The sequence below is a fragment of the Streptomyces regalis genome, assembly GCF_001509475.1.
GTDB lineage: Bacteria > Actinomycetota > Actinomycetes > Streptomycetales > Streptomycetaceae > Streptomyces > Streptomyces regalis.
This window is the reverse complement of record NZ_LLZG01000015.1, coordinates 34330-48913: the sequence shown is the minus strand read 5'-3', so window position 1 is coordinate 48913 and position 14584 is coordinate 34330. Positions and strand designations below refer to the sequence as shown.

Below are 14584 nucleotides of genomic sequence, written 5' to 3'. Positions count from 1 at the left end.
CCCCCCCCCCCCCCCCCCCCCCCCCCCCCCCCCCCCCCCCCCCCCCCGCCCCCCCCCCCCCCCCCCCCCCCCCCCCCCCGCCCCCCCCCCGCCGCACCTGGCCCCGCACCCGGCCCTGCTCCACGCCCCGCACCACCGACATCTCCCTCCCCCCGCAACACCTCCACATGCGCTTCCCGCACCCCCGCCCCCGGCTCCACTCCGAGCTCCTCGACCAGGCGTGTGCGCAGATCGCGGTGGACGGCCAGGGCCTCGGCGCGCCGACCCGTGCGGTGCAGGGCGAGCATCAGGTGGCGGTGGAAGGACTCCCGCAGGGGGTGCTCGGCGGCGAGGGCCGCCAGTTCGGGTACGAGGGCGTCGAGTCGCGGGCCGGCGACGGTCAGTTCGGCGTCGTAGCTCCACTCCAGGAGCAGCAGCCGCGCCTCCTTCAGGCGCTGCACTAGGGCGTAGCCGCCTACCTCGGCGGGCAGGCCGGACAGGGGTGTGCCCCGCCACAGCGCGAGCGCTGCCGTGCACTCGCGCACCGTGCGCTCCCAGTCCCGCGCGGCATGCGCGGCGCGGGCCGCGGCGACGCGGCTCACGAAGACGTCGACGTCCAGCTCGCCCTCGTCAACGCGCAGCACATAGCCGGGCGGCACCGCCCGCAGCCGTTCGGGGTCGTCGAGCAGCCGCCGCAGCCGGGCCACATGGTTGTGCAGCGAGGCACGCGCGGACGCGGGCGGCGCCCCGCCCCACAGCACGTCCATCAGCGATTCCACGGAGACGACCCGGCCGCCTTCGAGGAGCAGCGCGGCGAGCAGGGCACGCACCTTGGGGCTGCGGATGGTCCGGACAGCGCGGTCGGTCGCGGCCGGCGAGTCACTGTCGGAGGCCTGGACGCCGGAACCGTGCACGTCGGAGGCCGGGACTTCGAGTTCCTGGCCGTCAGGGCCCTGGCCGTCGCAGGAACCGCCGTCGACCTCGTACACAACCGGCGGCCCCAGCAGTCCGAACCGCAGCCCGCACCGCTTCACGCCGCCCACTGCCTTCCCGCGCGGCGGGCCCGCATGCGCACCCGCCCTCGTACCCGCACTCGCGCTCCACGACGAACATCCACACGACGCGGCGAAAACGCCACGCCTGGCGGAGATCCGCCCCCTGTACGACGGTTTCCCGCCACCCTTCTCGACGTCCTCAGCGGGAAAACCGTTCCCTTCCAGGCCGTTTCCCGATACCGTCCGTCGACTTCACGCCACCCGAACGGCATCGAAACGGAGCGCCGTTGGCCACATGTTAGCGATCCGTTGGCGCGACCTGATGTGATCACTTCATCGGATCTGGCCCGACGGCGCGCGCGTACAACGCGCAACTCGGGGGAGTGTCGCCGCCGCGGCCGGATCCGGGGACTCATGTGGGTCCCGGTCGGCGGAGGTGAGCGACCGGGACCCACGTCCCTCTCCCCCTCTCCCCCCTCCCCTCCCTCTTCCTCTCCCCCCTCCTCTCCCTCTTCCCGGCTCTTTCCTCAGCCCTCTTCTCGGCAGGTCATGCGCCGCGGTTCTCCCTGCGCCTTACGAACTTCAGGCCCGACCAGTCCTCCCCCAGCGCCGCGACCTTCACGTCGACCACACCGAGTGGGAGGAAGAGGTCGCGCAGCGCGTTCTCGGTGATGTCGCTGACGTGGCCTGCCGCCCGCCGGGGCCAGGCGATCCAGAGCATGGCATCGTCGGCGAGATCGCCGGCCAGCCCCGGGCCTTCGGCGACGAGATCTCCGTACGACCGATAGAACGCGACGGCGACGTCCGCGCCCCGCGGGGTCCCCTCGGCCACGTCGCAGCCCTCCGGCAGCCCGGGGATGTCCCAGCGTGCGGGCGCGTGACGGAGGCGGACCCGGTGGCCCGGCTTGATGCCGATCTTCCTGGCGAGCGGCGTACCGGAGTACCCCATGGCGAACCCCTCCACCCATCTCCGCGCCATCTCCGCGCCGCCTCCGCACCGTCCTCAGGCGCGGGAGTCCATGCACGGGAATCCGACTTGTCCGATTCTCGCGCAACGCGCACGCTGGAACCGTGAGTAACATCACCACTGCGAATTGAGCAATAATGACCACTTTTGATCAGAACCGTGGTCACTACGGGTGGTCACCGGATGCCGCGACAGCCACCATCAGTCTGGAGGGCATCGTCTCGGGGTGGAGCGAGGGTGCCCGGCGACTGCTCGGGTACCGGGCCTCCGAGGTCGTGGGACGGGCCGCGGCCGGCCTCCTCGTGGATCGGGGCGCGACCGGCTTCTCCTCGGTCGGCTCCCAGGAATGGAGCGGCACGGCGGCGCTGCGGCACCGCGACGGCCACCGCGTCGAACTGACCCTGCACGGCCAGCCCTCCCTGGACGGCGCCGGTGCGCCCCAGGCGTTCGTCGTCACCGCGACCACCGGTACCCCTGCGTCCCAGCGTGACCGGCGGATGGTGGAGTGGGCCTTCGCCCAGTCCTCGATCGCCCTGTCCACCTACAGCGCCGCGTCGGGATCGTGGCGGCTGAACGCGGGCGCGGAGGCCGACCCGCTCGGGGAGGCCCGCTCCGACGAGGGGTTCCTCCGGTGTGTCCGGCGGGTCGCCGAGGAGGCCATGCCGATGCGGTACGAGGGGTTCGCCCCGGCCCCGTCCGCGGCTGCCCGGGAGCGCTCCTGGATCGTCGAGCTGTGGCCCGTGCGCGACCCCGGGTCCGGCGAGGTGGCCGGGGTCGGCACCGCCGCCTTCGACAGCAGCGAGCAGCACGCCGCCCGGCAGCGGCTGGCCCTGCTGAACGAGGCGGGCACCCGCATCGGCACCACCCTGAACGTCACCCGCACCGCCCAGGAACTCGCCGATCTGGCCGTTCCGCGGCTCGCCGACTTCGCCAGCGTGGACCTGCTCGACTCCGTGATCCGCGGGGAGGAGCCGGTGCAGGGGCCGGTCGACACCGCCGTGGTGCTGCGCCGGGTCGCCCACCAGTCGGCCGCCGAGGGCGGCGGCGTGCCGGAGGCCGCCGTCGACGTCGGCGAGATCGACACCTATCCCCCGTTCTCGCCGCCCGCCCGCTCCCTGACCAGCGGACGGCCGGTCCTCAGCGGCAAGGGGGACCCCGACTTCATCCGGTGGGTCACCCAGCACGAGGCGCGGGCCGCCAGTGTCCGGGAGTACGGCTTCCACTCGGTCATGGCCGCCCCGCTGCGGGCCCGCGGCATCACCCTCGGCGTCGCGGTCTTCGTCCGCGGCAAGGGCTCGCCGCCCTTCCAGCAGGACGACCTGATCCTCGCCGAGGAGCTCGCGGGCCGGGCCGCCGTCGGCGTGGACAACGCCCGCCGCTACACCCGCGAGCGCACCAACGCCCTCACGCTCCAGCGCAGCCTGCTCCCCCGCGACCTGCCGAAGCAGGCGGCCGTCGAGGTGGCGTACCGCTATCTGCCCGCCGGCACCGGCGCCGGCGTGGGCGGCGACTGGTTCGACGTCGTCCCGCTGTCGGGCACCCGCGTCGCCCTGGTGGTCGGCGATGTCGTCGGGCACGGCATCCACGCCTCCGCCACCATGGGCCGGCTGCGCACCGCAGTGCGCACCCTCGCCGACGTGGACCTGCCTCCGGACGAGCTGCTCACCCACCTCGACGACCTGGTCACCCACCTCACCTCGGACGACGACGGCACTCTCCGGGAGCTGCCGTACACCGGTGGGATCGGCGCGACCTGCCTGTACGCCGTCTACGACCCGGTCTCCCGGATCTGCACCCTCGCCAGCGCCGGCCATGTCCCGCCCGCCGTGCTGCTGCCGGACGGGTCGGTCAGCGTCGTCCACCTCACGCCCGGTCCGCTGCTCGGCGTCGGCGGGCTGCCCTTCGAGGCGACCGAGCTGGAGCTGCCCGAGGGCAGCCTGCTCGCCTTCTACACCGACGGCCTGATCGCCCGCGAGCGCGATGTCGGCGTCGGTCTGGAACGGCTCTGCGCGGCCCTGGCCTCCCCGGTGCCGTCGCTGGAGATCACCTGCGACGCCATCCTCAAGGCCCTGCTCCCCGAGAGCCCCGCCGACGACGTGGCCCTCCTGCTGGCCCGCACCCGCGCCCTGCACGCCGACCAGGTCGCGGCCTGGGCCCTGCCGTCCGATCCCGCGATCGTGGCCGACGCCCGCGCGCAGGCGTCCCGGCAGCTCGCCGCCTGGGGCCTTCAGGAGGCGGCGTTCGTCACCGAGCTTGTGGTGAGCGAGCTGGTCACCAACGCCATCCGCTACGGCGACGTACCGATCGGGCTGCGTCTGATCCGGGACCGCACCCTGATCTGCGAGGTGTCCGACGCCAGCAGTACGGCCCCCCATCTGCGCCGGGCCCGGACGTACGACGAGGGCGGCCGCGGGTTGCACATGGTCGCCCAGCTCACCCAGGGCTGGGGCACCCGCCAGACCCCCACCGGCAAGACGATCTGGGCCGAACAGCCCCTCCCCGTCGGCTGACCATGACCGAGCGCACGGGCAAGGCGACGGCACCACCGGCCGGGGGCGCCACGCACACGCTCGGGCTGCTCTACCCTCCGGCCGGCCGGGGCCGGGTCCACACCACGATGCAGCTCGCGTTCATCGGCGGCGTCGCCGAGGCAGCGACGCCGTACGGCTACGACGTGCTGTGGGGCCAGGCCGACCAGTACTACAAGGGCCCCTGGGACGGCTGCCAGGTCGACTGCGAGGCCCTGGGCATCCCCAACCAGAGCGACTGCCTGGCCCTCTACTACAACATCTGGATGCTCCAGGACGCCGGCGTTCGACCGCCCACCACCTGGGACGAGCTGGCCTCCGCGGCCGAGCGGCTGACCAGCGGGGACCGGTTCGGGCTTGCGCTGAGCGCGATCAGGACGGAGGAGGGCGTCTTCCAGTTCCTGCCGTTCCTGTGGCAGGCGGGCGGCGACCTGGACACCTTCGCCACGGACGGCGCCACCGCCCTGTCGTTCCTGGACGACCTGATCGCCAAGGGCTCCCTGTCCGAGCAGTGCGTGGGCTGGACGCAGCAGGACGTCAACACCCGGTTTCTTAACCAGCCGCCGCCCTGCAGATCAACGGTCCCTGGCAGATCCCCACGCTGAAGGAGGCCGACTTCGACTGGGCCGTCGTCGCACGTACGACGACTGCGCCGCGAGGACGCGGTGGGATGTTCCACGTGAAACATCCCCAACGCCCCTGGCTGCTCACGGCGTTCGCCGTGCTGATCACCGCGGCGTTCCTGCTGCCGGTGTACTGGATGGCCAAGACCAGCCTGACCCGCCATGACCGGATCCTCACCCCGACCCCGCAGTGGCTGCCCGCCCCGCTCACCGGCGAGAACTACCGGACGGCGCTGGACTACGAAGGGCTGACCCGGGCCCTCCTCAACAGCGTGGTGATCTCCAGCGGAGTCGTGGCCCTCACGCTCCTGCTCGGCGTCCCGCTCGCCCACGCCCTCGCCCGCGTCCGCATGCGCGGCTCGGGCACGATGGTGCTCGCCCTGCTGGTCGCCCAACTCCCGCCCGCCATCGTGCTGGCGGCACCGCTGTTCATCCTCGAACGCCGGGCCGGTCTCGACGACACCTACCTACCTCGGCCTGATCGCCGCCGACACGACCCTCACCTCCCCTTCGCGGTGATCGTGCTGCGCCCCGTGCTGCGGTCTATCCCGCCGGAGTTGGAGGAGGCGAGGCCGCGCTGGTCGACGGCTGCGGGCTGCCCGGCGTACTCCTGCGGGTCGTCCTGCCCCTCATGGCGCCGAGCCTGGTCGCCACGGCAGGGCTGTGCTTCCTGATCGGCTGGAGCGAGTTCCTGTTCGGCCTCACCCTGGCCGAGCATCCGGACGTCCAGCCCGTCACCGTCCTACTGAACGCCTTCACCGGCCGGCACGGCACGGCCTGGGGCGCCCTGATGGCGACGGCCACCCTCATCAGCGTGCCGGTGGTCTGCGTGTTCGCCCTGTTCCAACGTTTCATCGTCGGCGGGCTCACCGCGGGCAGTGTGCGGGGGCTGAGCCGTCGGCGGTGTGCGGGCTGAGCCGTCCGGAGAGGCGAACGCCACGTTCCAGGCGGGGACTTCGTGGGCGGAGCCGCCGCCCTGCTCGGCCGTCCAGTCGAAGCTCCAGGAGTCGAACTCCGCCCAACTCGTCCCCTGCCGGACCGGCGCGACCGCCCCTTCAGACCCCGAGCGGATTGGAGCGCGTCGCCGCCATCAGGTACCAGGCGGTCGCCCCCGTATGCCGGTACGGGTAGTAGCCGAACCCGAAGCCGGTGTCGAGCGGACTGCTCGCCGCGACGACACCGGAACGTCCGGGAAGGGCCTGCCCACCGACGGTCTGCCCGCCCCCGAGCAGATCCTGGGCCCGCTCGATGGAGTCGATCAGCCGCCTGGCCTGCGCCTCGTCACCCCGCCCGTGCCGCGCCCGCAGGGCCAGCGCGAGATGTGCGGTCCCCTCGAACCACACACCGTTGCGGTCCGGCCTGGGCTGGGAGTCGGCGATCGGTGCGTCCTCGTTCGCGAGGAGACTGGCCGAACTGAAGGTGACACCTTCGTACGACTGCCCCGCCGGCACCGTGCTGTTACGCCGCTCGGCATGGTCGAGAACGGCCAGCTCACGCGCGGCCCAGTCCAACGACCGGGCGTGGACACGGGAGTCGAGGGCGAGGTGGGTCCAGGTCTGGGTGTCCTCGGGGACGGGCGAGGTGTTGATCGTCACCCCGTCATTGGTCCCGGTGTAGAAGAAGCCACCGTCCACGTCCCACATCTTCACGACAAAGCCCCGGGCACGAGCACGCCGCTCCAGCCACACCGCGTCTCCCGTGAGCCGGGCGAGCCGCCCGAAGAGGCAGACAAGATCGGTGTTGTGCTCGGTGGAGGTGAAGGGAAGCTTCTCGTTGGCCCCGTTGACCCCGAACTTGTACCCCCCGAGCGGTTCCTCGGTACGCCCGTTCCGCTCGATCCACTCCCCGATCCGCACGGCACCGTAGAGGAACCGCCGCTCCCCGGTCCGCCGCGCGAGCGCACTGAGCGCGATCCCGGCCCAGGCCATGTCACCCACGGCCGTCCCCGTAAACCCGAACTGCGTCCCGACGTTGGCGCTCCCGTCCGCCCGCACGAACCCGTCCGGCTGCCGCGAGCCGTCGTAGAAGGTGTACGGCCCGACGTTGTAGGCCTGCCGAAGCCGCCCGTCGGCATGGACCGGGTCATGCTCCTGGGCGTACAGCAGCGCGTCCCCGAGTACGACGGCCCGCGCCCGTCCGTCGGTGGTGCGGGTGGCCAGGAGGGCAAGGACCGCGAGGGCGTTGTCGTACGTGAAGGCGGTGCTGAACAGGCCGGCCTGGTCGCTGTAGCTCTGCGTGAGCCGGATGCTGCCGTGCTCCGGGTAGGCGTCCATGGCGGCGGCGAGGAAGGCCCGGGCGCGGCGCTGGGCGGGGGCGGCGGAGGCGTCACCTGCGGCGGCCCGAGCGGCACCGGCACCGGCCGCCGTGAAGCCCGCGACACCGAGACCCAGACCTGCACCGATGAGCGTGCGACGGGGCAGCGCCGGGCCCTGCTTGCCGGTCATGCTGGTGATGCCGCTCATGCCGGTCATGGGTCTCCCTCGGTCTTGAGAGCGCTCTCACGAATGGGCGCTTATTCTGCTGGTACGGATGGATCGGGTCAACATCCTTGAGATGTACAGCAGTTGGCGACGAGTTGATGCCTGCCTGACTCGGAAACGGTGAGGACGGGGCCGGCCTTGGTCGACCATGTGACGCGTCAAGCCCGGAGCACGCAAAAGGCCAGGTCAAGGACTATGTGACCTGGCCTTTACTGGAGCCGCCTTCGGGATTCGAACCCGAGACCTACGCGTTACGAGGGCCTGCAAGATCGTGACGGGTGATGCCCAGATCGGCCGCAGTCACCGCGCGCGCTGATCGATGAGTACGGCCAAGCCGTCAAGGATGCGCTGCAGGCCGAACTCCCATGCCTGGTCCTGCACGTCGGACGACCATGTCAGCCGCCTCGGCCACTACGCCGCGCCTGGCAGCTGCCCAACAACCTGGCCGGGGAAAGACTCGGTCGGCCACAACGCGCCGGGGCGCCTCGCCTCCGTCGGCGCCGTCCACCGGGACCCGACACAGGCAGGCGCGTTCTTCGGATTCGCCGCGCCCAAGTTGTCGTACGACCGCCACAACCCGGAACAGCAGAAGCGTCTTCTCGGCAACGCGTTCTCCGGCCTCGGCTGGGATGTGTCCCGCCTGCTCGCCTCGCCGCACCAGACCCTCGACCTGCACTTCGCTCCGTGCAACCTTTCGCCTGATACAGATGTCATGTCCGCATGAAGAAAATGTTCGTCTCTCGCCGCACCGGTCGCATGCTGCTCGCGCCCGTGCTGGCCTCCACTGCGGCCTTCGCTGCGGTGCTCGGTCCCGGCGCGCTGCACGCAGCGGCCGCGTCCGACATGCTGTGGGTCTACTCCGACCCCTACGAGATGACGCTGTCCGGCCCGTACGAGGACGGCTCGGCGGGGCCGCCGCAGACGCTGACGATCCTGGTCAGCCATGACAACACCAGCACCACCGTGCCCGCCGGCACGCTCTCCGTCGATGTCTCCGAGATCGCCGCGTTCGCCGACGTCAACTGGCCCGCGAACTGCCGTCCCGAGACGGCTACCACCGCCGTCTGCGACACCCCTGAGCTGCCCGGTGGCGGCTACGCGTCGGCCGCCGCGATCGGGCTGACCGCGAAGGCGGACGCACCGGACGCGAGTGAGGGGTACGTGCGGTACTCCGCCGAGGCCGGCGGCATGACGGCCTGGCCGGGCGAGACCCGGGTCGCCGTCGGCAACGGCCCCGCGCTCGGCCTGACCCAGGCCGCGTCCGTCACCGGCCTGGCCCCTGGAGCGGCCTTCGCTGCCCCGGTCACCCTCGCCAACAAGGGCAACCGCACCGCGGACCGCACTCTCCTCACCCTGTTCACCTCCCGCGGGGTGAAGCTGCGCGACCCGGTGCCGTCCAACTGCGAGTTCAACGACGCCTCCACCGGCCGCACCCTGCTCTGCGTCCTGGACGAGAAGGCGGCGCCCGGCTCGTACCAGACGCTTCCGCTCAGCTTCCGCGCCAAGGACAACGCTCTCTTCGACCGCATCGACTACTCGGTGCAGCCCTACTCCGAGCAGGCCCTGGCCGATCAGCGCCACGGGCAGGTCTTCACCTCCGGAACCGGCGCCGAACTGAACCTCTCCCCGGCATCCCCGACGGACGAGGAGACCAACTCGTACCGGATCCTCTCCGTGCGGGCGACGAACACCGCCGACTACCGGCTGACCGGCTCGCAGGTCTCCGGCGCCGCGGGCGAGGTCGTGCAGGCGTCGGTGACCGTGCGGAACCACGGACCGGCATGGGTCGCCTCCCTGTCGGCCGGTGACCCGGCCGCGACGGTCGACGTGAACATCCCTGCCGGGACCACGGTCACCGCCAAGCCGGAGAACTGCGAGGCCCGGACCGCCTCCGGCGGCTACCGCGACGAACAGCTGGGCGCGCCGCGCTACCGCTGCTTCTCTCCCATCTATCTGACCGAGGCCGGTGCGGAATCCACCCACCGCTTCATCTTCGACCTCCGCATCAACGAGGTGATCCCCGGCTCCAGCGCCGCCTCGGCCATCTGGAACGACGCCTACGAGCCGCCCGTCCGCGCCTTCGACCCGAATCTCACCAACAACGAGTCCCACATCGTGGTGAACCCGTGAGGTAGCCGTGCACGAAGCCGGTAGGCCGTAGAACAGCGCGAAGGGCCGCCGGGATCGGTTCCTTGATCCCAGCGGCCCTTCGGTGAACCCGCCTCCTGCCAAGCGCGCCCGTCGCACGGACGCCGAGCGCTGTCCGCCCGGTCTCCGTCTCCCTCCACGAAGTCACCATCGCCGCCCTCAAGGCACGCACCGGCAAACGCGGCATGTCCGCCTACGTGCGCAAGATCATGACGCGTCCTGCCCGGTCATCACGCCCGGTCCTGTCCTGCCAGGACAAAGGCTTGTCCGGCTCTCGCAGGAGCGACGCTCACTCAGAAAGAAGCGCCTCAGCCGCCCGCCGCCATCCGGACGGCGCTCACCGGGCCCCGCCCCTTCTGATCGACTTCGGGTTGGTTAGGTTCCGTGCGGAAGTACCGACGGTCGACCGCCGACGCACGGCGGAAGGGAGCGGGGCGGTGAGCACGTACGGCGAGGCGGGGGCCGCGGGAGAACGGGAGCGGGCCGATCGGTGGCAGCGGATCTGGGGGCACCGGGAGGCGCTGCTACGCGTGGCCCGGCGGCGGTCGGCGAGCCTGGAGGACGCCGAGGACGCCGTGCACGAGGCGATGGTGCGGGCCATGGAGCGGCCGGAGCTGGATGACGAACGGCTCGGCGGCTGGCTGACCACGGTGACGATGCGGCTGTGCGTCGACCGGCACCGTCAGGTCGTCCGCGAGACGGAGGTGCACCGGCAGGCGGCGCGGGGGCTGCCGGGGTACGTCACCGTCGAGGACCGGGTGTGCGACCGGGCCGAGGCGCACTGGCTCTCCCGGCGCGGCCGGGAGGAGCTGCCCGGGCGGCAGGCCGAGGCGCTCGGGCTGCAGGCGCAGGGCCTGGAGCTGGGGCAGATCGCGCAGCGGATGGGGCTCAGCTACCGGGCGGTTCAGTCGCTGCTGGCCCGCGCCCGCAAGACGCTGCGCGGCGTGCTGGCCGGGACCCTGGCCCTCCTGCTGTGGCCGTGGCGGGGCAGCCGTTCGACCGGGGTGGGCGGTGGCGTACCGGCCGGAGCGGCGCCGCTGGTGACGGCCGCCGTGACGCTGACGCTCGCCGGGCTGACCCTGCTCGCCCCGGGTGCGGCCGACCCCGCGCCGGGGAGCGGTCCGGGGCGCCCGGTGCCGGGCAGCCCGGTGGCACAGGCGATCCCGGAGCCGGACGCGCCGAAGGGGCCGGCCGCCCCGGGCGGCGACCCCGGTGCGGGGCTGCCCCGCAGCGGCGCGCTACCGGGTCAGGGCGACAGCGGGACGGGCACCCCGGAGGTACCGGGGACGCAAGGGGAGCCGGGCGGCACGGGGTTGCCGGGGGCGCCGGGGCTGCCGGAAGTGGCCGGCCCGGCGTTGCCGGGTACGCCCATGCTGCCGGAGGTGACCGGTCCGGCGTTGCCGGGTACGCCCACGCTGCCGCAGGTCGCGGGGCCCGCTCTGCCGGAGCCGGACCTTCTGGGCGCCTGGGAGGCGGCGTCCGCCGAGGCCACCGGCACCACCCTTCCCACCACCCCTCCCTCGGCCGTCGAATAGGCACCGAAAAAAATCGCGAATCCGTGCGACGCAAGCCCCGCCTCTCCCCGTAGAGCGGCTGACAGTGCCACCAGCAGTGGCAACAGCTGCGAAGGAGAGGTCACTCAGTGGCTCGAAGCAGAAACGGAGGGGGCGGCGGCGCAACCCGCGCCCTGCGCGGCGGGCTCGCCCTCGCGCTGGCCGGAGCGGCGTCGGCGACCCTGCTGTCGTCCCCGTCCCAGGCCGCCTCCGGCGTGAACATCGGGCAGCGCTACAACGACGGCCTGGACAGCCGCTACAGCGTCACCAGCTTCACCAGCGCCGCGAACACGATGGGCTACGACACCCTCGGCCACACGGGCGGCCGCAGCGCGACCAACACATTCAACGACGGCGCCGGGGCCGCCGTCCTCGGCCTGTTCGGCCACGCCAACGCCGGGATCTTCCAGACCGACGAGGGCCCCACCGACCCCCAGGACGAGATCCTGGCCGCCGGTACGGCCGCCGACGTGGTCAGCCCGTACGCCAACCTCCGCTTCGTCTCCGAGTACTTCCCTTACGCCGAGGTCGACGACATGCGGCTGATGGTGCTGGCGGGCTGCTACACCTCGCTGAACGGCTCGTGGGGCAACTTCAACGACGCCGCCGTGTCCCGGGGCGTCGACTCGGTCATCAGCTTCAGCGGCCTGGTCTACTTCCCGGCGACCTCCTCCGGAACGTCGATCGGCTCGACCAACTACTCGGGCAACTACTTCTGGGACCGCTTCGGCTATCACGCCAAGGCCGGCGTGACGATCGGCACCGCTCTGTCCCGGGCCCGTACCGACCTGGTGGCCAAGGAGGGCAGCGCCGGTGGCTGGAACAACTACGTGATCCAGGGCGCCGTCAGCAACCCGGCCGGCGTCCGTCTCAAGCCCGCCGGGAGCGGTGAACCGCTGAACAGCCAGCCGCTCGCCACCCTCCCCTTCACCACCTTCAGCCAGCTCACCCCCACCGCGTCCACCACCACCGACGGCCCGGACGGCGCCGAGCTGACGGATGTGACGACCGCCCAGGGCGTCCAGTACCGGCAACGGCAGGACGGCACCGTCCTGGACGCCGTGGGCACCCCGTCGACCGACGGCGAGATGACCCTCTCCGCTGCCGAGGCCCGTACCGCCGCCCAGGACTTCGCGCAGGCCAACGTCCCCGGCTTCGGCCCGGACTGGCGGCTGGTCACCGACGACACCGTCAGCCACATCGAGGGCGACGCGGTGCGGCTGCTGCGCTGGCGGACCGTCGCCGACGGCCGGGACGCCGCCCGTGAGGTGACGGTGGAGCTGGACCGGCGCACCGGCGCGGTCGTCTACTTCTCCGCCGCCCGGGGCACGGCCGACAGCGCCGCCTTCCCGGTGACCGCCGAGCAGGCCGAGGCCACGGCCCGCGAGCTGACCGGCGACCGCACCACGGCCGCCACAGCGGTGGCCGACACCTGGAACGCCGGCCGCTGGACGGTCACCTTCGACCGTGGCCTGACGGGCTGGTCCGAGGCCCACGTCCCGGACGTGGACCGAGTCGAGATCGACGCCCGCACCGGCGAGGTCCTCTCCCGCACCACGGCCTGAACGAAAGCGAGAAAAGCGACACCATGAGATCCCACCCCGCCCGGCGCCTGCGCCGGGCCCTCCTCCCGTCGATGCTCGCCGCCGGCCTGCTGCTCGGCGGCACGATGCCGACGCACGCCGCCACAGCGGCGGCCCCGGCGGCCGTCTCCGTCACCGACGACAGCGTCAGTCTCAGCTGGTCCGCCGTCTCCGGCGCCACCGCCTACCTCGTCATCGACGACCGGGCACACGAAGTGCTCTGGCGCGGCGAGCAGACCGCCGCCACGCTCCCCGTCCAGGCCCCGACCTCCGTCTCCGTCCTCGTCGTCGCACTGACCGAGCAGGGCCCGCGCCTGGTCGCCAAGACGCTGGCCACCATCCCCGACGCGGCCTCGGGCCTGACCCCGCTCACCGCCGTCACCACCCCCACCGGCACCACCCTCGGCTGGGGCGCCCTGCCGGACGCGGCCGACTACGAGATCACGGCCGACGGCACGCACCTCACCACGACCGCCGCCGTCCAGGTGCCGACCGACACGGCGCTGGGCGAGACCACCGAGTACACGATCGACGCCGAGCTGGACCTGCCCGCCGAGGAGATCACCGCGGACACCGTCACCCGCTCCACCTACGGCGTCGAGGTGACCCCGGCCACCACGGACGTCTCACAGACCCCGAGCGACGCCCAGCCCGGCGACACACTGCCCGCGAACGTCCGCACCCTGACGACGTCCCGTACGACGTACGAGACGTACATCCCCATGAGCTACCTGCAGGGCGAGAGCTGGAGCTTCGGCTTCCCCTGCGAGTCGGCCGACGACAACGCCCCCTGGTTCTCCGGTGACGGCCGGAGCACCGGCTACGACACCGGGAAGTACCGCACCAAGGCCGCGTCCAACCACTACTGGACCAGCGCCTCGACCTGGACGTCGAAGGGCATCAGCCCCACCAAGCGCTACCGGAAGGTGGGGAGCACGTACTACTACGACTCCCAGCGCACGGCCGGCGGTGACGGTTTCATCATCCGGCCGCTGCAGAACGACGGCCGGTATGCCCGCACGGTGATCGAGCACAATGTCGGCAACCCGTACTGCACCGGGATCGCCGATATCAGCTACGACAACCAGCAGGACCTCTATCAGAACGGTTCGCACTGGATCTACGGCGCCCACGACAAGATGCCGAATCACCAGTTCTACCGTTACGACCAGTACTCCGACGGGACCTATTACCTGAAACTGGTCTTCGATCACCCACTGGAAGACCCGAAGTGCCTCGCGGGCTGGATGGGCGGCTGCTCAGCGCACCAGTACCAGTACACCCGCTGAGACAAACACCGAACACGCCGTGGAGCGGCGCGGTCCTGCGGCTTCGGCCGAGGCTTCCGTGCCGGTCCACGGCCGGTCACCACCACAGGAAAGATGACATGAACGAGCAGCAGACGGTCGCGATACGGATCATTCGCTGGGTGCTGGGACTGGCCTTCCTGTGCTTGTTCCTGATCGCGTCGGTGGTCGCGGCGAGTTTCGCCGGGTGGGGGTTCGGTGAGCGGACGGCCGCGGAAAGGTTCCAGGACTCGATTCCCTCCCTGTTGATGTCACTGGCGTGGGGAACCGTCGCCATCGCCGGTTTCCGCCTGCTGGTCGGCCACCGCCTGCTCTCCCGATGGCTCGCCTGCGCCGTGATCATCCCGGCCTACGCGGCGCTGCACGCCGTAAACGTGCTGTAGGACGCGCCGGTACAACGCAAGCCGCCGCACAGCACCCC

General features: G+C 71.9%; 13 protein-coding genes. 10 read left to right on the top strand and 3 right to left on the bottom strand.

Translation table 11 applies throughout. The features are described from left to right. Both ADL12_RS04400 and ADL12_RS04395 read right to left on the bottom strand, forming a co-directional pair. Positions 1 to 1013: AfsR/SARP family transcriptional regulator (locus ADL12_RS04400; RefSeq protein WP_208614470.1), on the bottom strand; the 1013-nt coding region annotated here is incomplete at its 3' end. Positions 1014 to 1521: 508 nt separating this feature from the next. Next, entirely contained in the window at positions 1522 to 1923 is a 402-nt protein-coding gene (locus tag ADL12_RS04395) for a DUF3052 domain-containing protein (protein WP_244187763.1), read from the bottom strand. Between the two features lie 155 nt (positions 1924 to 2078). Between ADL12_RS04395 and ADL12_RS04390 the strand changes: the two genes are divergently transcribed. The 4 genes from ADL12_RS04390 (at position 2079) to ADL12_RS56030 (ending at position 6008) form a co-directional block, all read left to right on the top strand. Further along, on the top strand, positions 2079 to 4451 hold the full coding sequence (locus tag ADL12_RS04390; RefSeq protein ID WP_062698667.1) for an ATP-binding SpoIIE family protein phosphatase: 2373 nt from the start codon (positions 2079 to 2081) through the stop codon (positions 4449 to 4451). 2 nt (positions 4452 to 4453) lie between these two features. Continuing rightward, positions 4454 to 5074 (top strand): extracellular solute-binding protein, encoded by a 621-nt coding sequence (locus tag ADL12_RS04385; protein ID WP_062698665.1) that lies wholly within the window; start codon positions 4454 to 4456, stop codon positions 5072 to 5074. Positions 5075 to 5148: 74 nt separating this feature from the next. Next, positions 5149 to 5766, top strand: coding sequence for a carbohydrate ABC transporter permease (locus ADL12_RS04380; protein ID WP_244187762.1), 618 nt, complete (start codon positions 5149 to 5151; stop codon positions 5764 to 5766). Then, positions 5670 to 6008 (top strand): ABC transporter permease subunit, encoded by a 339-nt coding sequence (locus ADL12_RS56030; RefSeq protein WP_341846336.1) that lies wholly within the window; start codon positions 5670 to 5672, stop codon positions 6006 to 6008. Before ADL12_RS04380 ends, ADL12_RS56030 begins: the two co-directional genes overlap by 97 nt. A 139-nt stretch (positions 6009 to 6147) precedes the next feature. Here the strand turns inward: ADL12_RS56030 and ADL12_RS04375 are convergent, their stop codons facing one another. Next, positions 6148 to 7563 carry a hypothetical protein gene (locus tag ADL12_RS04375; protein WP_062698663.1) on the bottom strand — a complete coding sequence of 472 codons (1416 nt, stop codon included), beginning with the start codon at positions 7561 to 7563 and terminating at the stop codon, positions 6148 to 6150. Between the two features lie 352 nt (positions 7564 to 7915). On the opposite strand from ADL12_RS04375, the gene ADL12_RS55390 reads away from it, so the two are divergent. The 6 genes from ADL12_RS55390 to ADL12_RS04345 all read left to right on the top strand — a co-directional run bounded on the left by ADL12_RS55390 (position 7916) and on the right by ADL12_RS04345 (position 14546). Continuing rightward, on the top strand, positions 7916 to 8296 hold the full coding sequence (locus ADL12_RS55390) for a hypothetical protein (RefSeq protein ID WP_062698661.1): 381 nt from the start codon (positions 7916 to 7918) through the stop codon (positions 8294 to 8296). Next, positions 8293 to 9702, top strand: coding sequence for a hypothetical protein (locus ADL12_RS04365; RefSeq protein ID WP_244187761.1), 1410 nt, complete (start codon positions 8293 to 8295; stop codon positions 9700 to 9702). The genes ADL12_RS55390 and ADL12_RS04365 overlap by 4 nt, the downstream gene beginning before the upstream one ends. 455 nt (positions 9703 to 10157) lie before the next feature. Continuing rightward, positions 10158 to 11255 (top strand): RNA polymerase sigma factor, encoded by a 1098-nt coding sequence (locus tag ADL12_RS04360; protein ID WP_063806610.1) that lies wholly within the window; start codon positions 10158 to 10160, stop codon positions 11253 to 11255. A 107-nt stretch (positions 11256 to 11362) separates the two neighbouring features. Beyond that, positions 11363 to 12838: a PepSY domain-containing protein gene (locus tag ADL12_RS04355; protein WP_062698657.1), complete on the top strand. Its 1476-nt coding sequence runs from the start codon at positions 11363 to 11365 to the stop codon at positions 12836 to 12838. A 23-nt stretch (positions 12839 to 12861) separates the two neighbouring features. After that, positions 12862 to 14145, top strand: coding sequence for a hypothetical protein (locus tag ADL12_RS04350; RefSeq protein ID WP_062698655.1), 1284 nt, complete (start codon positions 12862 to 12864; stop codon positions 14143 to 14145). Between the two features lie 98 nt (positions 14146 to 14243). Further along, a complete protein-coding gene (locus ADL12_RS04345; RefSeq protein WP_062698649.1) occupies positions 14244 to 14546 on the top strand; it encodes a hypothetical protein in 303 nt (100 codons plus the stop codon). The last annotated feature ends 38 nt before the right edge of the window (positions 14547 to 14584 follow it).

What these genes read in the sequence shown, in the direction of transcription:
- ADL12_RS04375 (WP_062698663.1), bottom strand. Translation starts at nt 7,563, where the DNA reads ATGACCGGCATGAGCGGCATCACCAGCATGACCGGCAAGCAGGGCCCG.
- ADL12_RS55390 (WP_062698661.1), top strand. Translation starts at nt 7,916, where the DNA reads ATGCGCTGCAGGCCGAACTCCCATGCCTGGTCCTGCACGTCGGACGAC.
- ADL12_RS04385 (WP_062698665.1), top strand. Translation starts at nt 4,454, where the DNA reads ATGACCGAGCGCACGGGCAAGGCGACGGCACCACCGGCCGGGGGCGCC.
- ADL12_RS04365 (WP_244187761.1), top strand. Translation starts at nt 8,293, where the DNA reads ATGAAGAAAATGTTCGTCTCTCGCCGCACCGGTCGCATGCTGCTCGCG.
- ADL12_RS04345 (WP_062698649.1), top strand. Translation starts at nt 14,244, where the DNA reads ATGAACGAGCAGCAGACGGTCGCGATACGGATCATTCGCTGGGTGCTG.
- ADL12_RS04390 (WP_062698667.1), top strand. Translation starts at nt 2,079, where the DNA reads ATGACCACTTTTGATCAGAACCGTGGTCACTACGGGTGGTCACCGGAT.
- ADL12_RS04350 (WP_062698655.1), top strand. Translation starts at nt 12,862, where the DNA reads ATGAGATCCCACCCCGCCCGGCGCCTGCGCCGGGCCCTCCTCCCGTCG.
- ADL12_RS04395 (WP_244187763.1), bottom strand. Translation starts at nt 1,923, where the DNA reads ATGGGGTACTCCGGTACGCCGCTCGCCAGGAAGATCGGCATCAAGCCG.